The 20,874-nt window shown below is 61.7% G+C and carries 16 protein-coding genes; all 16 read right to left on the bottom strand.

Annotation, left to right across the window (positions count from 1 at the left end):
• Window positions 1-7 precede the first annotated feature (7 nt).
• The 16 genes from ACHZCU_RS16195 to ACHZCU_RS16120 all read right to left on the bottom strand — a co-directional run bounded on the left by ACHZCU_RS16195 (window position 8) and on the right by ACHZCU_RS16120 (window position 20,866).
• Window positions 8-1,453 (bottom strand): phospholipase D-like domain-containing protein, encoded by a 1,446-nt coding sequence (locus tag ACHZCU_RS16195; RefSeq protein WP_319519566.1) that lies wholly within the window; start codon window positions 1,451-1,453, stop codon window positions 8-10.
• 90 nt (window positions 1,454-1,543) lie between these two features.
• Window positions 1,544-3,220: a DNA repair protein RecN gene (gene recN, locus ACHZCU_RS16190; protein WP_319519565.1), complete on the bottom strand. Its 1,677-nt coding sequence runs from the start codon at window positions 3,218-3,220 to the stop codon at window positions 1,544-1,546.
• Between the two features lie 32 nt (window positions 3,221-3,252).
• The gene (locus ACHZCU_RS16185) at window positions 3,253-4,113 is read right to left on the bottom strand and encodes an outer membrane protein assembly factor BamD (RefSeq protein WP_106301361.1); all 861 of its coding nucleotides are present in this window, start codon (window positions 4,111-4,113) and stop codon (window positions 3,253-3,255) included.
• A gap of 252 nt (window positions 4,114-4,365) precedes the next feature.
• Window positions 4,366-5,304: a UDP-3-O-acyl-N-acetylglucosamine deacetylase gene (gene lpxC, locus ACHZCU_RS16180; RefSeq protein WP_319519564.1), complete on the bottom strand. Its 939-nt coding sequence runs from the start codon at window positions 5,302-5,304 to the stop codon at window positions 4,366-4,368.
• 295 nt (window positions 5,305-5,599) lie between these two features.
• Window positions 5,600-7,267 carry a cell division protein FtsZ gene (gene ftsZ, locus ACHZCU_RS16175; protein ID WP_319519563.1) on the bottom strand — a complete coding sequence of 556 codons (1,668 nt, stop codon included), beginning with the start codon at window positions 7,265-7,267 and terminating at the stop codon, window positions 5,600-5,602.
• A gap of 58 nt (window positions 7,268-7,325) precedes the next feature.
• Window positions 7,326-8,645, bottom strand: a complete 1,320-nt coding sequence (gene ftsA, locus ACHZCU_RS16170; protein ID WP_106301369.1) for a cell division protein FtsA — start codon at window positions 8,643-8,645, stop codon at window positions 7,326-7,328.
• Window positions 8,642-9,559, bottom strand: coding sequence for a cell division protein FtsQ/DivIB (locus tag ACHZCU_RS16165; protein ID WP_319519811.1), 918 nt, complete (start codon window positions 9,557-9,559; stop codon window positions 8,642-8,644). The genes ftsA and ACHZCU_RS16165 overlap by 4 nt, the downstream gene beginning before the upstream one ends.
• Window positions 9,556-10,479: a D-alanine--D-alanine ligase gene (locus ACHZCU_RS16160; protein WP_319519562.1), complete on the bottom strand. Its 924-nt coding sequence runs from the start codon at window positions 10,477-10,479 to the stop codon at window positions 9,556-9,558. The genes ACHZCU_RS16165 and ACHZCU_RS16160 overlap by 4 nt, the downstream gene beginning before the upstream one ends.
• A gap of 204 nt (window positions 10,480-10,683) precedes the next feature.
• On the bottom strand, window positions 10,684-11,652 hold the full coding sequence (murB, locus tag ACHZCU_RS16155; protein WP_319519561.1) for a UDP-N-acetylmuramate dehydrogenase: 969 nt from the start codon (window positions 11,650-11,652) through the stop codon (window positions 10,684-10,686).
• 13 nt (window positions 11,653-11,665) lie between these two features.
• Window positions 11,666-13,066 (bottom strand): UDP-N-acetylmuramate--L-alanine ligase, encoded by a 1,401-nt coding sequence (gene murC, locus ACHZCU_RS16150; protein WP_319519560.1) that lies wholly within the window; start codon window positions 13,064-13,066, stop codon window positions 11,666-11,668.
• Entirely contained in the window at window positions 13,063-14,175 is a 1,113-nt protein-coding gene (murG, locus tag ACHZCU_RS16145) for an undecaprenyldiphospho-muramoylpentapeptide beta-N-acetylglucosaminyltransferase (RefSeq protein ID WP_319519559.1), read from the bottom strand. Before murG ends, murC begins: the two co-directional genes overlap by 4 nt.
• A 3-nt stretch (window positions 14,176-14,178) precedes the next feature.
• Complete coding sequence (ftsW, locus tag ACHZCU_RS16140; protein ID WP_106301383.1) at window positions 14,179-15,339, bottom strand: putative lipid II flippase FtsW; 1,161 nt, start codon at window positions 15,337-15,339, stop codon at window positions 14,179-14,181.
• 3 nt (window positions 15,340-15,342) lie between these two features.
• Entirely contained in the window at window positions 15,343-16,755 is a 1,413-nt protein-coding gene (gene murD / locus ACHZCU_RS16135; RefSeq protein ID WP_319519558.1) for a UDP-N-acetylmuramoyl-L-alanine--D-glutamate ligase, read from the bottom strand.
• Window positions 16,756-16,766: 11 nt separating this feature from the next.
• Window positions 16,767-17,867, bottom strand: a complete 1,101-nt coding sequence (gene mraY / locus ACHZCU_RS16130; RefSeq protein WP_106301388.1) for a phospho-N-acetylmuramoyl-pentapeptide-transferase — start codon at window positions 17,865-17,867, stop codon at window positions 16,767-16,769.
• Between the two features lie 132 nt (window positions 17,868-17,999).
• A complete protein-coding gene (locus ACHZCU_RS16125) occupies window positions 18,000-19,406 on the bottom strand; it encodes a UDP-N-acetylmuramoylalanyl-D-glutamyl-2,6-diaminopimelate--D-alanyl-D-alanine ligase (RefSeq protein WP_106301391.1) in 1,407 nt (468 codons plus the stop codon).
• The gene (locus ACHZCU_RS16120; RefSeq protein ID WP_319519557.1) at window positions 19,403-20,866 is read right to left on the bottom strand and encodes a UDP-N-acetylmuramoyl-L-alanyl-D-glutamate--2,6-diaminopimelate ligase; all 1,464 of its coding nucleotides are present in this window, start codon (window positions 20,864-20,866) and stop codon (window positions 19,403-19,405) included. Before ACHZCU_RS16120 ends, ACHZCU_RS16125 begins: the two co-directional genes overlap by 4 nt.
• Window positions 20,867-20,874: the final 8 nt, after the last annotated feature.

Raw genomic sequence — 20,874 nt, 5'->3', positions numbered from 1 at the left:
GTATCTTTCAAAGATACGGCAAGCCCAGCCACAAAATCCGGTCGCGCAGGCGATAGACAAAGGGGCGCTCGCGAAGCGCCTTGCGCAACACCTGGGTCGAACGCTCGCGCGCAGCGGCGATCCGAGCCTCGATCTCACTGGCAAAGCCGATGTCGAAGACCTCCAGATCGGTCTCGAAGTTCAGCCGGAGAGACCGCGAATCCAGATTGGAGGACCCGAGATAGGACCATTTTCCGTCAACAGTCATCAGCTTGGAGTGGTTGAACGGCCCGTTGTCACGCCAGATCCGGCAACCGTTTTCGATGATCTCGTCGAACTGCGCCGTCATCGCCCGGTCAACCAGGCCGAGATTGTTCTTGCCCGGCACGATGATGTCCACCGTCACGCCGCGCCGCGCCGCCGTGGCAAGGGCGGAGACAAGATCACGATCCGGCAGGAAATAGGGCGACATGATCAGCACCCGGTCCTCGGCAACCGAAAGCGCGCCCATGATCATATTGTTGTTGTTGGAAAGGTTGCGGTCCGGGCCGGACGGCACCACGCGGGCAATCAGCGGGCCTTCATCAGACGAGGTCTCGGCAATGCTCCAGGCCGCGCCATCCAGCGTCTCGTGCGTTTCGAAATACCAGTCGGCGGCGGCGACCGCGAAATAATCGGCAACGGCAGCCCCCGTCAGCATGAAATGCGTGTCCTGGGCGGCGTTCGGGCCGGTAAAGGCGGCGCGAATGTTCATGCCGCCGGCAAACACCGTCTCGCCGTCGATGATGAGAATTTTCCGGTGGGTTCTGAGATTGGCATAGGGCAGCCGAAGCCTCAGCAGCACCGCGCCGTTAAAGGTCGCAACACGGATGCCGTGCTCGCGCAAAAGCCCGGTGATGCGCGGGCGCGAATAGCGCGCGCCGATGGAATCGACGAGGATACGGACTTCCACGCCACGCTTCACCGCATTCGACAGGCTTTCAACGAAGCGGCGACCGATTGCGTCACTGTCGAAAATATAGGTTTCCAGCAGGATCGAGCGCTCGGCCTTGTCGATCGCCTCCAGCATCGCGGCATAGGCCTCGTCGCCGGTTTCCAGCAGGCGCACCTTGTTGCCGGCAGTCGCAGGCATGCCGGTCACGGTGTTGCCCAGCATCCACTGCCCGCCCATGCGCGGCCCGAGATCGGTCACCACGCGGTCGCGATTGATCTTGTGCTTCTGCTCTTCGTGCGCCACCGCATCGGGAACGCTCTCGCGCTTGTCGCGCACCGACTGCCGGCGCATGCGGTTGATGCCGGCGACCGCATAGATCGCCGCCCCCAGAATCGGCGACAGCATGATGACGCCGACCCAGCCGATCGCAGCGCGCACCTCGTCCTTGGTCATCGTGGCGTGGATCGCCGCAGTCGCGCCAAGCGCAAAGGAAATGACCGCTAGAATATGCGGCCAGTAGTGTTCCAGAAAAACATTCATCAAGGACAATCCCGTTGGTTTGGCGCTTTGTTCCCGCACCCTGCAGCGCGGCCCGGGGCTGACCTTATATCAGCGACCTCTAAAAAATTCTCAGCTATCGCCGGAGAGCAGCTTTGCCGCCGCCGCGCGCGCCTCTGCCGTCACCTTGGCGCCGGCCAGCATGCGGGCGATTTCCTCCTGCCGTTCCTCCGGCCCGATCACCGCAACGCGGGTTGCCACCGTATCATCCTTGCCCTTGCCGTTGCCGGCCTTGGAAATCAGATAGTGCCCCTTGGCGCGCGCGGCCACCTGCGGCGCGTGCGTAACCGAAAGAACCTGAACATTTTCGGCCAGCCGGCGCAAGCGCTGGCCGATTGCATCGGCAACCGCGCCGCCGACACCGGTGTCGATCTCGTCGAAAACAAGCGTGGGCGCAGAGCCCTTGTCGGCAAGCGCCACCTTCAGCGCCAACAGAAAACGAGAAAGTTCGCCGCCGGAAGCCACCTTCATGATCGGGCCTGGCCGCGTTCCGGGGTTGGTCTGCACCTCGAAGGACACCGTGTCGATCCCCTCCGGCCCGGCGCCTGCATCATCGCTTGCGACCACGGCGGTAAAGCGCGCCCGCTCCAGCTTCAGCGCCGGCAGTTCGGCCATGACGGCGGCGGAAAGCTGCTCGGCCGCCCTGCTGCGGTCTTCCGACAACACCCGCGCCTTTTCATAAAAAGCCTTTTCCGCTGCCTCGGTCTCGGCGACAAGCGCCTCCAGCTTCGCCTCGCCCGCATCCAGCTCTTCCAGATCGCCCACCATGCGCTCGGCCAGGGCGGGAAGCTCGGTCACCGGCACATTGTATTTGCGCGCCGCGCCTCTGAGCGCAAAAAGCCGTTCCTCGACACGTTCCAGCTCCTGCGGATCGAAAGCGGTGCGCTCCAGCGCGGCCTCGACTTCCATCTGCGCATTGGAAAGCTGATCGAGCGCCGAATCGAGCAGATTGACCGTGTCTTCCAGAAGCCCCGGCGCTTCATGCGACTTGCGCTCCAGCCGCCGGACCAGCGAGGCGATCATCGGAACCGGCGAAGCATTGCCGTTCAGAAATTCGAGCGCTTCGGCAATATCGCCGGCGATCCGCTCGGATTTCATCATCGTCGCGCGCCGTTCGGCCAGTTCGTCCTCTTCGCCGTCAACCGGGGAAAGCGTCTGCAATTCCTCCACCGATGCCCGCAGATAATCTGCCTCGCGCTCTGCTTCCTCGATCTGGGCCCGGTGCTTCTTCAGCCGCCGCCCTGCATCGCGCCATGCGTGATACAGCGCGCCGACAGCCTCGACATCGCCGGAAAGCCCGCCGAAAGCGTCAAGCAAACGGCGATGGCCGTCGGTGTCGATCAGCGCCCGCTCATCATGCTGGCCGTGAATTTCCACCATCAGCCGTCCGGCCTGGCGCATCAGCTGGACGCTGACGGACTGATCGTTGATGAAAGCCCGGGTACGCCCGTCCGCAGACTGCATCCGCCGGAAAATCAGGTCGCCTTCGTCATCGAGATCGTTTTCGCGCAGCAGCAGGCGCGCGGGGTGATCCATGCCGACATCGAACACCGCGATCACCTGACCGGAATCCTGACCATGGCGCACAAGCGAACCATCCCCGCGAGCGCCGAGCGCAAGCGAGAGGCTGTCGAGCAGGATGGATTTGCCCGCGCCGGTCTCCCCGGTCAGAACAGAGAGGCCGTCTCCGAGATCAAGTTCCAGCCGCTCGATCAAAACGATGTCTCGAATGGAAAGCTGGACAAGCATTTTTCGTTCGCGCCTTGGCGAAATTAGGTTGTTTAGCTGGGCGTCGCGTCGGAAACAGCGGAGCCCCGACCGACTGATTTGGGCTCAAGCCCCTGCTTGTTCAGCAGGTTATAGGCACGCTGGTACCAGACGCTGTCGGGATAGTTATGTCCGAGGATCCAGGCCGCATTCTGCGCTTCCGGGATCACGCCCATGGCATAATAGGCCTCCACCAGCCGCTCCAGCGCTTCCTCGATCTGGTTGGTGTCGGAGTAGTTGTTCACCACGCTGTTGAAACGGGAAATCGCCGCGACATAGTCCTTGCGCTCCAGATAGTAACGCCCGACCTGCATGTCCTTGCCGGCAATCTGGTCACGGGCGTAGCGGATCTTGGCGCGGGCATCCGTTACATATTCGGAGTCCGGATAATTATCGATCACCGCCTGCATCGCATCGATCGTGCGCTCCGCAGCTGCCTGATCCTGGGTCACGTCGACAATCTCCTTGGAATAGGAAAGGCCGACCAGATACTGGGCATAGGCCGCATCGGGCGAATTCGGGTATAGCTGGATATAGCGCCTGCCGGAGGTAACGGAGGCCTCGTATTTGCGCGAGCGATACTGCAGATAGGTCTGCATGATCAGAGCCTGACGGGCATAATCGGAAAGCGGATTCTGGTCCTGAATCGATTTCAGCTTTCTCAATGCCTCACTGACCTTGCCAGCATTAATGTTGGCAAGCGCCTCGTCATAAAGCTGCTGCGGCGGATCGGCCTCATACTGCAGCGTGGTGATATCCACGTCCTTGTCTCTGGAGCATCCGGCCAGCAGAACGCCTGCTCCGAGAACTATGGCAACCGGAAGCGCAGCTGCGCGAAACGCCCCGTTATCGGTTGTCTTTTTGGTACCAGCCATTCTTCGAGCCTCATTTGCAGCGTCTTTGGATCGCATTTCAAAGTCGAACGTCGTTTTACGCATATCCCGCAGGCAAGAGCAATCTCAAGCCACCGAAAAACCGATAAATTTCATCCGACCCCGACAACCTGCCTACATACATTTAAAGGCAGAAACACGCCAGAGCTGCCCAAATAAACATCAAACATGAAAAATGCCGGTTCCCCGCAGGAGCACCGGCATTTAAAAAATCTCTCTTAGCCTACAGCCGGATCAGGAAACCGGACCGGCGGCCACAACATCATCCTGACGCAGGCGGAACGGCAGAGCGCCGCGCGGGGACACGATGACACAGGCACCGGCGGTGTCGAACAGCGCGCGCACAGCCTGCGCATTCAGCGCATGACCGCCGCGATAGGAACGGAAACAGCCGGCAAACGGCATGCCCATCATCGCCAGATCGCCCACCGCATCAAGCGTCTTGTGGCGCACGAATTCCTGCTCGTAACGCAGGCCACCGGCATTGATAACGCGGTCATCGTCGGAAATCACAACTGAGTTTTCAAGCGAGGAACCAAGCGCAAAGCCCCGGGCCCACATCGGCTCGACATCACGCATGAAACCGAATGTACGGGCACCCGACAACTCCTTGCGGAAGGTTGCCGCCGTCATGTCGCCCGACCATTTCTGGCGACCGATCACCGCGGTATCGAAGTCGATTTCAACTTCGAAACGGGTGCCTTCATAGGGCAGAAACTCGGCCCAGCCGGCGCCGTTTTCAACCCGAACGGGTTTCATCACCTTCAGGTAGCTACGCTTTTCGGGCAGCGTCACAATGCCAGCCTGATCGAGAGCGTCGACAAACATGCGCGAACTGCCGTCCATGATCGGCACTTCCGCATTATCGACGGTGATGAGCAGATTATCGACGCCAAACGCATAAAGAGCGGCCATGACATGCTCGATCGTCGCGATCCACTCGCCGGGATGCTCGCCAAGCACGGTGCAAAGGGCGGTCGGGCCGACATTGTCGGAAACCGCCTTGAACGCACTGATACGGCGGCCATCGGCGTAGCGTTCGAAAACGATGCCATGGTCGGCATCAGCCGGCCGCAACGTCATGGTTGCCGGCTTGCCTGAATGCACACCGATTCCCGAAACCGTCACGGGTTTCGCCACCGTTGTCTGCAAACCAAAAAAACCAGCCGACATATTCACGCCCTTATCAAAACAAATTTCAAACCTGTCGCAATGACGCCGTGCGCCATAAACCTTCTGCATCCGGCAGCAGGCCCGACCGTAGCCGCGCACGTGTGATGCGCGCCGAGTCAGTTGCGTGCCTTGTAATTACGCATTGCCCCTTCCGAATCCAAATCACTGTTTCTTTCTTTATGTTACGAAAGCTAAAAAACCCGGCCGCCAAGGGCGACCGGGTTCACTTCGCGAGAAGGTTTCGGAAAAGACGGTTACCGCTTCCCTAACGTGGGAAGCGGTGAGACCGTAACGTTCAGTTCGCCTGACGACGCAGGAAGGCGGGAATATCGAACTGATCGTCATCCTGGCGGGCGGCGGGCTGCTCGGCAGCACGACGCGGCGCATAAGGATTGTTTTGCGGAGCCGCCTGCGGCGCCTGCTGGCGCGGAGCCTGCTGACGGGGTGCGGGCTGCTCGTGATGGCCCTCGAAGCTTTCATCGCCACGGCCAAGCGTGTTCGACAGGCGCTTGAACAGGCCCTTGGGGCCACGCTCTTCCTGCTCCTGACGGCGGCTTGCGCTCATTTCCGGCTGAACCACCGGCGGAAAGTCGGAGACTTCCGGCATCCGGCGCGGTTCAGCTGCCTGCGGACGCGGCTGCTGCTGCGGTGCAGGTGCGGCCTGGGCCGGAGCCTGCTGGCGCGGGGCCTGCTGCTGCGGCTCGGCAGCGAAGATGCTGCTCTTCGGCTGCATGTTGACGCTCGGCTGCGGCTGCTTGGGCTGCGGCGCACGGTTTACGGCCATCTGCAGTTCACGTTCCATTTCGGCTTCAGCCGAACGGATGGTCTCGGCAATCGGGTCCGGACGAGCCTGCTGCGGCTGCGGCTGGGGCTGAGGAGCAGCCGGCTGCGGCGCCTGGCTGACCGTCTGACCGCCATTCTGGCCGCCGTTGATGCTGCGCACTTCCGGGCGTGCCTCACGGCGCGGCTCGGGCGCATCCTCATAGCCTTCGGCCATCGAACGATCGATGCCGGTGGCAACGACGGAAACGCGGATGATGCCTTCCAGGTCTTCGTCGAAGGTTGCGCCGAGAATGATGTTGGCGTCCGGATCGACTTCTTCACGGATACGGGTTGCAGCTTCATCGACTTCGAACAGCGTCAGGTCGCGACCACCGGTGATCGAGATCAGCAGGCCCTGAGCACCGCGCATCGAGGTTTCGTCGAGCAGCGGATTGGCGATTGCGGCTTCGGCGGCCTGCATTGCACGGCCTTCGCCGGATGCCTCGCCGGTGCCCATCATCGCACGGCCCATCTCGCGCATCACCGAACGGACGTCGGCGAAGTCGAGGTTGATGAGGCCTTCCTTGACCATCAGGTCGGTGATGCAGGCAACGCCCGAATAGAGCACCTGGTCGGCCATGGCGAAGGCGTCCGCGAAGGTCGTCTTGTCATTGGCAATGCGGAACAGGTTCTGGTTCGGAATGACGATCAGCGTGTCGACCGACTTCTGCAGTTCCTCGATGCCCGAATCGGCAAGGCGCATACGGCGCTGGCCTTCGAACTGGAACGGCTTGGTGACAACGCCGACAGTCAGGATACCCTTGTTGCGGGCAGCCTGTGCCACGATCGGCGCGGCACCCGTGCCGGTTCCGCCGCCCATGCCGGCGGTGACGAAGCACATGTGGGTGTTGTTGAGGTGATCGATGATTTCATCGATGCACTCTTCGGCAGCAGCCCGTCCGACTTCCGGCTGGGAGCCTGCGCCGAGACCTTCGGTCACGCCAACGCCGAGCTGGATGACGCGTTCAGCCTTGGTCATGGTCAGCGCCTGGGCGTCGGTATTGGCAACGACGAAGTCGACGCCCTGCAGGCCTGCCGTGATCATGTTGTTGACGGCATTGCCGCCGCCGCCGCCGACACCGAATACGGTGATGCGCGGCTTCAATTCTGTAATATCTGGCTTCTGAAGCGTAATAGTCATTCGTTTCGTTCCTTCTCGCTATGGCCGCACCGCCAAGCCGGCCAATCTCTTGTGTTCGTTAAAAACTTTCCCTGAACCACTGGCCGACGCGCGACAGGCGTCCACCGTCCGATGGCAGAAAACCCCGCTGTTCGCTGCCATAGGTTTCGCTTTCCGCAAGCTGCGGATAAATCAACAGGCCCGCCGCCGTGACAAAGGATGGCCCCTTGGCCGGAAGCGGCAAACCGGAAACACCCATCGGGCGCCCGATCCTGACATTGCGGCTCAAGATGCGCCGCGCCAGTTCACAAAGACCGATCAGCTGGCTTGCGCCGCCGGTCAACACCACGCGCTTGCCGACAACCGCCGAAAAGCCCGAGAGCTGGATACGGTCGCGGATCAGTTCGAGTGTTTCTTCCACCCGCGCCCGGACAATCTTTGACAGCAGCGCCTTGGAGACCTGCCGTGGCTGGTCGAGGTCATCGTGACCGATCGAGGGCACCGCGATCATCTCGCGTTCGTCGGCGCTGGAAGTCAGCGTCGAACCGTGCACGCATTTCAGCCGCTCGGCGTCTTCCATGCCGGTTGAAAGCCCGCGCGCCAGATCGGTGGTGACATGCATGCCGCCGAGGCTGATGGCATCGGTGTGGACCAGCCGGCCCTCGGAGAAGACCGAAATCGTCGTGGTTCCCGCGCCCATGTCGATGGCCGCGCAGCCCAGCTCCACCTCGTCATCCACCAGTGCGGCAAGGCCGCTGGCATAGGGCGTGGCCACCATGCGCTCGACGGAGAGATGCGCGCGGTTGATGCAAAGCTCGAGATTGCGCAGCGCCAGACGCTCTGCCGTGACCACATGCAGGTCGACCCCGAGTGTCTCGCCATACATGCCCAGCGGATCGCGGATACCGCGCTCGCCATCAAGCGTGAAACCGGCCGGCAGCGAATGCAGCACCTGCCGTTCATCATTGATCGAGCGGCGCGAGACCGCAGACAGCACGCGGCGCAGGTCGGAGGCATCGACATCCTGGCCACCGAGATCGATGGCCGCCGTATAGGTATCGCTCTTGATGCGACCGGCCGAGACATTGACGATCAGGCTGTCGATCGTGATGCCCGCCATGCTTTCCGCAGCATCGACGGCCTGACGGATAACGTGTTCGGCCGCGTCGAGATTGACGATGACGCCGCTCTTGATGCCCTGCGAACGCTGATGCCCGATACCGATGATCTCGATATTGTGGGTGCGTCCCGGCAGGATCTGGCTTTCGCCGCGCGGCGTCAGCCGGGCAATCATGCACACGATCTTGGACGAACCGATGTCAAGCACGCTGACGATATGCGTCTTCTTCGCGGAAAGGGGTTTTGCCCGGCCAAAGCCGGCACTGCCGAACAGACTCACAGACGCCTCCCCTTGTTCTTGAATGTCTTTTCGAGCGCTTCCGTTGCCGCCTGACGCCGCTCCATGGCAGCCGGCGTCAACTGGATCGCGATCCGGTCATCAAGCCTGAGATCCACGGCTGCGATTTCGCGCTCCAGGATCGAACGGTCTTGCTCCAGCATCTTCAGACGTGCCAGCGCGGCTTCGGTCCCGGTCTGGGGCAGTTTCACGATCATGCCATTGTCGAGGTAGAGGTCCCAGCGGCGTCCATCGACGCGCTTGAAGGCGCGTACGCGTTCCGACAATGCCGGCCAGCCCTCAAGTAGGCCATCGATATCGGCGGCGGCAAAATTGCCGCCCTGGCCGAGAACCAGCGGAAGCCTGCGGAATTTCGGCGCGCTGAGCGACCCGATGACATTGCCGTCACGCTCGATCATCAGCGTACGGCCATCTTCCTGCTGCCAGAGGGCATAGGGGACGCGTTCGGTCAGCGTGATCTTCAGCGTCGAGGGATAAACCTTGCGGACATCGGCCTCGGCAACCCAGGGCAGGTTGAGCAAACGACCGCGGGCGCGCTGCACATCGAGCGCCTGCAGCGCATAGGCGCTTTCAAGGTCGAGGCTCTGCAGAACGGCAATTTCCGAAGTCTCCTGATTGCCGGATATTTCGATATCCTCGACGGAAAAACCGGCGAGCTGGAAGGCCGCCTGCCGCACGAGGTCGCTCTTGCCGGCAACGGAAATCGCATTGGCACCGACGGCGGCAAAGAAAACCAGCGCCGCGATGCTTCCGGCATGGCGCGGCAATGGCGTGCGACCGCTCAGAAAGCCGGTCGAAACGCGTACCACGCGCCTGACGGGGCGCGGCAAGACACCGCTCCGTCCGACGGGATCGCTGCGGCCGCTGTCGACCGTATCGCCCTTTCTGAGTTTCATCGCAAACACGAAGCGTCCTCCACAATCCACCGAAGAAATGCACCAAAATCATAACCTGCATCGGCGGCCATCTCGGGAACCAGAGAGGTTTCGGTCATGCCGGGCTGGGTATTGACCTCCAGCCAGATAACCCCGTCCTCTCCGAGCGTCTCATCGAAACGGAAATCCGAACGCGAGACACCGCGGCACCCGATTGCCTGATGCGCCTGAACGGCCAATGATTGAATCTTTTGGTAAATATTCGGTTTAATTTCGGCCGGAAGAATGTGTTTCGATCCGCCCGGACGATATTTGGCGTCATAATCGTAGAATTTCTGACCCACCGTCACGATTTCGGTCACGCACAGTGCCGTGCCGTCCATCACGCCGCAGGTAAACTCGCGGCCCTTGACGAAGCGCTCGACCATCACCTGTTCGCCGAAGCTCCATTCCGTCGAGGCAATCGACTGCGGCGGCGCGGCCTGCCCTTCATCGACGATCAGCACGCCGAAGGACGACCCCTCGCTGACGGGCTTCATCACATAGGGCGGCGTCATCGGATGTTCATTTCCGATTTCGCCACGCTTGAGAAGAATGCTGTCGGCGACCTGAACGCCACAGGCAGCGGCCACGCGCTTGGCCTGCGCCTTGTCCATGGCAAGCGCCGAGGCGAGCACGCCGGAATGGGTATAGGGGATTTGCAGATATTCGAGGATACCCTGCACCTTGCCGTCTTCGCCGAAGGGGCCGTGGAGCGCATTGAAGGCGACATCGGGCTTCAGTTCGGACAAAACCGTGGCGACATCACGGGTCACGTCGATACGGCTGACGCGGTAACCTTCCGCCTCCAGCGCATCGGCACAGGATTTTCCCGTCGCCAGGCTGACCTGACGCTCGGAGGAAAAACCGCCCATTAACACAGCCACATGTCCGGAACTCATGCCCGTCCCCATCTTGCCGGCAAAAGCCGGAACAAACATTCGGAATACCGCTTTTTTGTGGAAAGCGTTTCGTATCCCCATTTGTGACGGAGGATGGTTAATGAAGTGTTTACTTTGGTTAACCGAATGAGAAAAACCTGTTCCCGATAAGGGGTTAACAGGTGCCGACTACGCCAGATGCCCCGGAAAGAAAGGCTTTTGCCCTCAGTCGAGTTCCTGCGGAACGAAGGCGTAAAGTTCGCGACCCTCGGGGTATTTTCCAAGGCGCCGGATTTCCCATTCCAGCAGAATTCCGGTGTGGTTATAGACGCGCTCGCGAACGGTTTCGCCGAGATATTCCAGATCATAGGCCGAAGCGTGGCCGAGATTGATCATGGAATTGCAGTTCACCGGCGACATCTGCGCCCCGCCTATCATCAGACCGCGGCAGCCTGCCTCATCGATCAGCCGCCAGGCGGCGTGGCCGTCCGGGTTTCTGAAGGTCGATCCGCCGGTCTTTTCCTGAACCGGCTGAACGGTTTCGCGATGGTTGCGAACCACCTCCATCTCCTCGCGGATTGCCGCGCGGTCTTTTGCAAACCCTTCAAGCAACGCCCCGGTAATAATCACATCGTCCGGCATGCGCGCCGACCGGTCTCCATAGCGCATGGCTTCGCGCGGAATGGTCACCTTCTCGCCCTTGCGGTTCAGGCCATAAATTTCGACGACGCGGTCGCCAATCTCACAGCCATGCGCGCCGGCATTCATCGCCAGGGCGCCGCCAAGCGAACCCGGAATGCCGTAAAGAAAGGAAAATCCGCCAATACCCTGATCCATGGCGAAACCGGCAATATGCTTGTCCGGCGAAATCGCACCGGCGACAATCCGGTTATCGCCCGCCGCTTCCTGCTGGCCGAAACCCTTGGCCGACAGGCGCACGACGGCGCCTTCAAGCCCGCCATCGCGCACCAGAAGATTGGAGCCGAAGCCGATAACGGTCAGCGGCACATCCTCCGGCAGCGCATGCAGGAAAAGCTGAAGATCGTCTTCATCGAGCGGGTGAAACAGTAGTTCGGCCGGACCGCCGGCGCGCAGCCAGGTGACCCGGTCCATACCGCTGTCGGGTGCAAGCCGCCCCCTCAGTTGCGACACAGCCGCGCCCAGTCTTTTCATCAGTTTCTTGCCGTCGAGCATTGACGTGGTCCCTTCAGGACATTCCGTTCAGCTCAACCGGAAGCCGAGCAGCCCAGGCGGTAATACTACCCGCACCGAGCATGACAACAAAATCCCCCGGCTCGGCAATCTGTGCAATCTTCGTCGCCAGTTCGTCCTCGCCGGCCAGATATTGCGCATCACGGTGACCGGCGGCATTGATACCGGACACAAGCGTTTCGGCGTCATAGCCTTCGCGCGGGTCTTCGCCGGCCGCATAGACCGGCGCGATGAACACCGTATCGGCATCGTTGAAGCAATTGGTGAAATCGTCGAACAGGCTTTCAAGCCGCGAATAACGATGCGGCTGATGGACGGCGATGATGCGCCCGTTGCACGCCGCTCGCGCCGCGCCCAGCACCGAGCGGATTTCGACGGGGTGATGACCGTAATCGTCGAAAATCTGCACGCCGTTCCACTCGCCCACCAGCGTGAACCGCCGCTTGACGCCGCCGAAGGCTGCAAGCCCCTTGCGGATATCGTCCTCGGAAATATGCAGCCGGTCGGCAACGGCAATCGCGGCCGTCGCATTGGACACATTATGCCGCCCCGGCATCGGCAGGGTCAGGTTTTCAAGTTTGACCGACGGCCGCCGGCGGCGACGGATATCGACATCGAAAATCGTGCGGATGCCGTCGTTGCGAATATTGGAAAAGCGCACGTCGGCCTGACGGTTTTCGCCATAGGTGACGATCCGCCGGTCCTCGATCTGGCCGACAAGCGACTGCACTTCCGGGTGATCGAGACACAGAACGCCGCAGCCGTAAAACGGCACATTCTCGACAAACTGGCGGAAGGCCGCCCGCACACCGTCAAACGTGCCGTAATGATCGAGATGTTCGGGGTCGATATTGGTGACCACGGCGATTTCGGCGGGCAGTTTCAGGAAGGTGCCGTCGGATTCGTCGGCCTCGACCACCATCCACTCGCCCTCGCCCATGCGCGCATTGGTGCCATAGGCATTGATGATGCCGCCATTGATGACCGTCGGGTCGAGCCCGCCGGCCTCCAGCAGGGTCGCGACCATCGATGTGGTGGTGGTCTTGCCATGGGTGCCGCCGATGGCGATCGCATCGCGGAAGCGCATCAGTTCGGCCAGCATTTCCGCACGGCGCACCACCGGCAGATGTTTTTCCCGCGCGGCGACAAGTTCGGGATTGGTCCGCTTGATCGCCGAGGAGACGACAACCACTTCCGCCTCGCCCAGGTTTTCGGGCCGGTGGCCGATGGAAACGACAATCCCCTTTTCGCGCAGCCTTGCGACATTGGCACTTTCTGCCTGGTCGGAGCCCTGCACCTTGTAACCGAGATTCATCAACACTTCGGCAATGCCGCTCATGCCGATACCGCCGATGCCGACGAAATGAACGACACCGATTGCCTCAGGCATTTTCATTCGCTTGTTCCTTCGATCGTCTTTCCGGATGCCAGCGCCTCGGCCAGGTCGGCCAGTCTTGCCGTTGCATCCGGTTTGCCGGCAGCGCGCGCGGCGGCTGCGGCCGTTTCAAGTCTTTCGGGCTGCTGAACCGCGTCCGTCAGGATTTTGACGAACCGCTCGGTCGTCAGCTCCGACTGGCGCACGACCTCGGCCCCGCCATTCTTCGCCAGCAGCGCCGCATTTGCCGCCTGATCCTGATCGAGCGCATGCGGCAGCGGCACGAATACCCCTGGCCGGCCGATCACGGAAAGCTCGGTCACGGTCGAGGCGCCCGAGCGCGCGACCACCAGATCGGCATCGGCGATCAGTTCCGGCATGTTGTCGAAAAAGGAAGCGACATTTGCCGTCACGCCAAGGGCTGCAAAGCGTTCGCGCACATCATCGAGATCTTCCGGCCGCGCCTGCTGGGTGACGACAAGGCGCGCCCGCACATCATCCTCAAGCGCTGCCAGCGCGGAAGGAATGGCACCGGCAAAGAAATGAGCGCCCTGCGAGCCGCCGAAAACGAGAAGGTGAAAGGGATCGGATGCGGACCGTTTGCGATAAGGTGTGTTCGCAGCCGCGATCACCGCCTGGCGCACGGGATTGCCGGTTTCGACGATTTTTCCACCGAACTTCGCATCGTCTTTTGGCAGGAAGCCGCCGGCGATGACCTTCACCCGCGGGGCCAGCATGCGGTTTGCGCGGCCCATAACGGCATTTGCCTCGTGCACCATTGACGGTATGCCGATACTGGTGGACGCCATCAGCGGCGGAACGGTCGGATAACCGCCAAAGCCGACAACCGCGGCAGGCCGGTGTTTTTGAAACAGGGCCCGCGCCTTGCGGGTGCCGGAAAACAGTTTCCATGCCGCCTTGATCACCGCGACCGGATTCTTCGATCCGAACGTCGCGGACGGCACGATGTGGATTTCAGCGGGAAACGTGCCGGCGAAACGCTCTGCACGGTGATCGGTAATGAGGTGCACGGTGTGGCCGCGCGCGATCAATTCATGCGCCAGCGATTCGGCCGGAAACAGATGGCCGCCGGTTCCGCCCGCAGACAGAAAGAAACAAAAACTGTCCATAGTCTACTCCGCCGCCACGCCGCGCGGCCTGCCCGGTTCAAAGAAATGGTCCTGACGGGCACGCTTTTCGGGCCGGTGGCGTGTCAGCGCCAGAATGAAGCCCGCACCGATGCAGGTCGCGATCATCGACGATCCGCCGGCCGAAATCAGCGGCAGGGTCATGCCCTTTGCCGGCATCAGCTGCAGTGCAACGCCGATATTGATGACCGACTGCATGCCGATCTGAAGCACGAGGCCGGCTACGGCAAAACGGGCGAAATCATCGCGCTCGCGATAGGCATGGGTCAGCCCGCGCAACACGATGAAGGCGAAGATCGAGACGATGAACATGCAGAACAGAATGCCGAATTCTTCCGCCGCCACCGAAAACACGAAGTCCGTATGGCTGTCGGGAAGCCGGCGTTTGACGATCCCCTCGCCCGGCCCGAGGCCGAACAGGCCGCCATGCTGGATCGCCTTTGCGGCCAGCTCCACCTGCAGGTTATCACCCTCGCCGGTCAAGAACCGGTCGATACGCGAGGTCACATGCGGCAGCCAAGTATAGGCCGCCAAAATGCCGGCCATGCCAATGCCGCCAAGACCGGCAATCCACACCCACGACATGCCCGCCATGAAGAAGATACCGCCCCAGACGATGCCCAACAGCACGGTCTGACCGAAGTCGGGCTGGGCAATCAGAAGCACAGCGGAAATGATGAACAGGATGCCGGCAAACAGATTGCCCGGAATTTCGGGATAGCGCTGATGTTCGGCAAAAAGCCAGGCGCAGACCACCGCAAAGGCGGGCTTCAGAAACTCCGACGGCTGCACGGAAAACCCGGCCAGCACGATCCAGCGTCTGGAACCGTTATTGGCCGTACCGATAAAGAGCGCGGCGACCATCATCAACAGCGAACCGACCAGAATGATCACCGCCAGCCGCCGGATCATCCGCGGCGAACAGAAGGACAGGCCGATCATCACCGCAAGCGAGGGAAAGATGAAGATCGCATGGCGGCGAACAAAGTGAAAACTGTCATAGCCAAGACGGTCGGCAACGGCGGGCGATGCGGCAAATGACAGCATGAAGCCGATGCCCATCAACGCGATAAAGGCTGCAAGCAGCCATCTGTCGATGGTCCAGAACCAGTCCGCGATCGGTCCGCGTTGGACACGAGAGACCATGGCTTATTTCTCCCTGCCGGTTTCATCGGGCGGCATGATGCCATCAAGCGCCATGACGGCGCTGACGAAGGCGTCGCCCCGCTTTTCAAAACTTGTGAACTGATCGAAGCTGGCGCAGGCGGGTGAAAGCAGCACCACAGGCGTTTCCCCGTCCCCGGCCTCAGCGTCGCGCGCGGCATCGCCGACGGCCTTTTCCAGCGTGCCGGACATGACGATTTCGGTCTTGTCGCGCAACGTCCCGGCAAAGGCGTCCGCCGCCTCGCCAATCAGATAGGCCTTGCTGATCCTGGGAAAAAACGTCTCCAAGGCGGCAATGCCGCCCTGTTTTGGCCGCCCGCCCGCAATCCAGTAGATATTGTCGAAGGTCTTGAGCGCAGGCGCTGCCGCTTCGGCGTTGGTCGCCTTGGAATCATTGACGAACAACACCTTGCCGCGCCGCGCGATCGGCTGCATGCGATGCGACAGACCTTTGAACGTGGCGATACCGGACAGGATTTCCGTGTCCGAAAGGCTGACCACGCGGCAGGCCGCAATGGCGGCGGCGACGTTCTGGCCATTATGCGCCCCGCGCAGCACGGTATGGGTGGACAGGTCGGCCACCACATGATCGTCCCCCTTGCCCACGGAGACGATCGCCTTCCCGTCAAACGCCAGACCGGCCTCGATAAGGCTACGGTCGGCGGAAATATCTATCACGCTGTGACCGGCGCTGCGCAGACGCGCGGCGATATCGCAGCAATATTGGTCATCGGCGCCGACAACAGCGTTTTTCGCCCCTGCCACCAGCCGTTCCTTGATCGCCGCATAGCGATCCATATCGCCGTGACGGTCGAGATGGTCCGGTGTGAGGTTCAGGAGCAGGCCGACATCGGCATCCAGCGTCGGGGCCAGATCGATCTGGTAGGAGGAGCACTCCACCACGTAAAAGCGTTCGGGCGCAAGCGGGTCGAGATCGAGCACCGCCCGGCCGATATTGCCGCCGATCTGCGCATCGCGTCCGGCCTCTGCCAGAATATGGCCGATCAGCGCCGTGGTCGTCGACTTGCCGTTGGTGCCGGTAATCGCGATCAGCTTTGCATCCGGGCATGTGGCGCGGCGCTCCCGTGCAAACAGCTCGACATCGCCGATGATCTCGACGCCCGCCGCGCTCGCCAGTTCCACGCTCCAGTGCGGTTTGGGATGGGTCAGCGGCACGCCCGGCGCCAGCACCAGCGCCTCGAAGGCGCTCCAGTCCGCGTCTTTCAGATCGACCACCGGGATCCCGGCGGCAGCGGCTGCCGCGCGGCTTTCCGCGCGATCATCAAAGGCGGAGACCTCCGCACCGCCGGCCACGAGTGCGCGTGCGCTCGCAAGCCCCGAACCGCCAAGCCCGAAAAGAGCGATTTTTTTGCCGGAAAAGACGGAGACCGGAATCACGGATTATTTTCCTATCGCAGTTTCAGGGTCGAAAGGCCGATCATGGCCAGACCGAAGGAAATGATCCAGAACCGGATCACCACCTGGCTTTCGGTCCAGCCGAGCTTTTCGAAATGGTGGTGGATCGGCGCCATCAGGAACACCCGTTTGGCGGTCTTCTTGTACACCGCCACCTGAATGATGACGGACAGCGCCTCGAGCACGAACAGACCGCAGATGATCGCCATCACGATCTCATGCTTGGTGGCAACCGCGACCGAGCCGATCAGCCCGCCCAGCGCCAGCGAACCGGTATCGCCCATGAAAATGGCGGCCGGCGGGGCGTTGAACCACAAAAAGCCCATGCAGGCGCCGATCACGGCCGACAGCAGCACCACGAGTTCGCCGGTGCCCGGCACGTAATTGATCTGCAGGTAGCTTGCGAACACGGAGTTGCCGACGACATAGGCGATCAGCGCAAACGAACCGGAGGCAATGATCACCGGCACGGTCGCCAATCCGTCGAGACCGTCGGTCAGGTTCACCGAATTGCCGGCGGCAACGATCACGAAAGCGCCGAAGGGAATGAAGAACCAGCCAAGATCGATGATCACATCCTTGAAGAAGGGGAAGGTCAGCGCCGAGCCCAGCGTCGCCCCGTCAATCGAAGCCAGATTGGCGGCATACATCATGAAGGCGACCGCCACACCGGCAATCACAAATTCGAAAAACAGCCGCCGCCGGCCGGAAAATCCCTTGTCCGACTGCTTGGTGACCTTGAGGTAGTCGTCATAAAAGCCGATCGCGCCGAAACCCAGCGTTACCAGCAAGGTCGCAACCACATAGGCATTGGACAGATCGGCCCACAAAAGTGCGGAGCCGACAATGCCGGCAAGAATCATCAGCCCGCCCATGGTCGGCGTGCCGGCCTTCTTGAAATGGGTCTGCGGCCCGTCGGCGCGAATCGGCTGCCCCTTGCCCTGGCGGATGCGCAACGCGGCGATAATCCGGGGTCCGAACAGAAAGACGATCAGCGCCGAGGTGAAGACGGCCGCGCCGGAGCGAAACGTGATATAGCGGAACAGATTGAAAAACTGGAACCTGTCGGACAACTCCACAAGCCAAATCAGCATGAACGCCCCTTTCCAGCGACGGCGAAATACGCCGGGTCAGGCCCTGAACGGGCCGCAACCGGCGTCTCAGAATTGCGTTTTGCGCGGTATCTCAAACGTCTGTTTACCACGAAAATGTTTATGCGCGGTTTATCACCGTGCGGGATAGGTATCGACCAGTTTCGCGACGATTTTGCCGAATCCCGAACCATTGGACGACTTTACCATCACCGTATCACCGGCCGCGAGCGCACCGGCGGCGAATTCGGCCAGTTCTTCGGCATTCTCCCGATATTCCACAACAATGCTTTCCGGCAGGGCATCGCGCAGCGCCTTCACATGCTCTCCGGCAAGCCAGACATCCGTGACACCGGAGGATACCAGCGGCCCGGCAAGCGCCTCATGCGCGTCTTCGGCATAATCGCCGAGTTCGAGCATATCGCCGAGTATGGCGATCCTGCGGCCGCCCTGGTTTCCCGCCCCCAACAGTTCAAGCGCGGCCCGCATCGACGCCGGATTGGCGTTATAGCTTTCATCGATCAGGGTGACGGTACCATCGCCGATGGCCAGCTGCTGGCGCAGCCCCCGGCCCTTCAGCTGCTCTGCTGTTTCAAGCGCTTCGAGCGCGGCATGGGCATCGCCGCCCGCCATAGAGATCGCAGCAAGTGCGGCCAGAGCGTTTTCCGCCATATGCTGGCCGGCAAGGCCCAGATTGAAGGCAACCGGTTCTTCGGTTCCCAGCAGCGCCTGCACATGCCCCTTGTCGCCGATGGTGCGGTAATCGAGAAGACGGAACAGCGCCTTGGCGTGCTCGCCGAAGGAAACGATCTGCGCACCGCAGTTTTTCGCCGCCCGCGCCAGATGTTCGAATTCATCGATATCGCGGTTGATAATGGCAGCGCCATCCGGCTCCAGTCCCTCGAAAATCTCCGCTTTGGCGGCCGCGATTTCGCGGATGCCGGAAAAATTGCCGATATGGACCGGCGCGACCGTGGTCACCACCGCCACATGCGGGCGAACCAGCTTGGTCAGCGGACGGATTTCGCCGGAATGGTTCATGCCGATCTCGAACACGCCGAATTCGGTATCGGCCGGCATGCGCGCCAGTGTCAGCGGCACGCCCCAGTGATTGTTGAACGACGCCACCGCCGCATGCACCTTGCCCGAGGCCTTCAGCCCGCGCGCTATCATTTCCTTGGTGCTGGTCTTGCCGACCGAGCCTGTGACGGCAATGATCCGGCCGGCAACGCGCGCCCTCGAGGCCGCGGCAAGACGCACCATCGCCTCCAGCACGTCGTCGACCACGATCATCGGGCAGGTCAGACGTCCGAGAGCCGGCAGTTTCGCTTCCGAGATCACCAGCATGCCCGCGCCGTTGGCCGCAGCATGGCCTGCAAAGGAATGACCGTCCACCCTGTCGCCGGTAATGGCAAAGAACGCCTCACCGGGCGCGATCGTGCGGCTGTCGATTGAAATTCCGTTCACGCCTTCCGGCAGTTCACCGACGGGACGGCCGTCCATGGCCGTGACCATTTCGGCTGATGTCCATAGCAAACTCACGATTGCGTATCCTCCAGTGCCTTTTTCACTTCAGCCAGATCGGAGAACGGGCGGGTGACGCCACCGGCCGTCTGCCCTTCCTCATGGCCCTTGCCGGCGACAATCAGCGTGTCGCCCTGTTTCAGCAGACCGGCTGCATGGATGATGGCTTCACGGCGGTCGCCGATCTCGACGGCGCCGGGCGCGGCAGCCATGATTTCCGAACGGATCACGGCCGGTTCTTCCGAACGCGGATTGTCATCGGTGACAATCACGATATCGGCCAGCCGTGTGGCGATTTCGCCCATGATCGGTCGCTTGCCCTTGTCCCGGTCACCGCCGCAACCGAACACCACCACGACACGGCCGGTGGTAAACGGGCGGACTGCGGCCAGAACCTTTTCCAGCGCATCCGGCTTGTGGGCATAATCGACATAGGCCAGCGCGCCGTTTTTCGCCTTGCCGGCAAGCTGCAGACGGCCATCGGCGCCCTCAAGCTTTTCAAGGGCGGCAAGCGCGTCCTTCGCCGAAACACCGGTGGCGATCGCAAGGCCGGCAGCGACAAGCGCGTTGGAAATCTGAAATTCACCGGCAAGCGGCAGCCGCACCTCGTGGATCGCGCCCTGGTGCAAAACCTCGGCAAACTGGCTGTCGCGCTTCTGCTCGACGCGTTTCAGCGTCAGGAAATCGCCGTTGCGACCCACCGTCAGCACCTTGTGGCCGGCCGCTTTCGCGGCTTCTGCAGCGCGCATCGACCATTCGTCATCGGCATTGATGACCGCCGGAGCGCCGCGCGGCAGAACCCGGTCGAAGAGGTGCATCTTGGCACCGAAATAGCTCTCCACCGTCGGGTGGTAATCCATGTGATCGCGGCCGAGATTGGTGAAACCGGCCGCTGCAAGCGTCACACCGTCAAGGCGGTACTGGTCGAGGCCGTGGCTGGAGGCCTCCATTGCCGCATGGGTCACGCCGTTTTCGGCAAGTTCGGCCAGAAGCGCATGCAGCACGACCGGATCGGGCGTCGTCAGGGCGCCGTAATCCTTGCGGCCGGGCGCGATCACGCCGGTGGTCCCGATCATCGCAGCGGGATGTCCGGCAAAGGCCCAGATCTGGCGGGTGAACGACGCAACGGAGGTCTTGCCCGCCGTGCCCGTGACAGCCACCATGGTCTTCGGCTGCGCCCCGTAGAACCGCGCGGCGGCAAGCGCCAGAAACAGGCGCGGGTTTTCGACCTGCAGAACGGGAATGCTCGCATTGTCGACGTTTGAGGCGCTGACGGCGACCACAGCGCCCTTTTCAGCCGCGTCGTTTATGAAGGCGGCGCCATCGGCCCTGGTGCCAGCAACGGCAACGAACAGCATGCCGGGTTCAACCTTGCGGCTGTCGGCAGCAATCCCGGTAATCTCGATTGCACCGGCGCGCCCGGCCAGAGCCGCATTCAGTTCGGGAAAGGCCGTTCCGGCCAGCGCGCGCATCAGCATTTTCAATC

This window comes from uncultured Martelella sp. (assembly GCF_963677965.2).
Classification (GTDB): domain Bacteria; phylum Pseudomonadota; class Alphaproteobacteria; order Rhizobiales; family Rhizobiaceae; genus Martelella; species Martelella mangrovi.
This window is presented reverse-complemented; position numbering and strand designations above follow the sequence as displayed.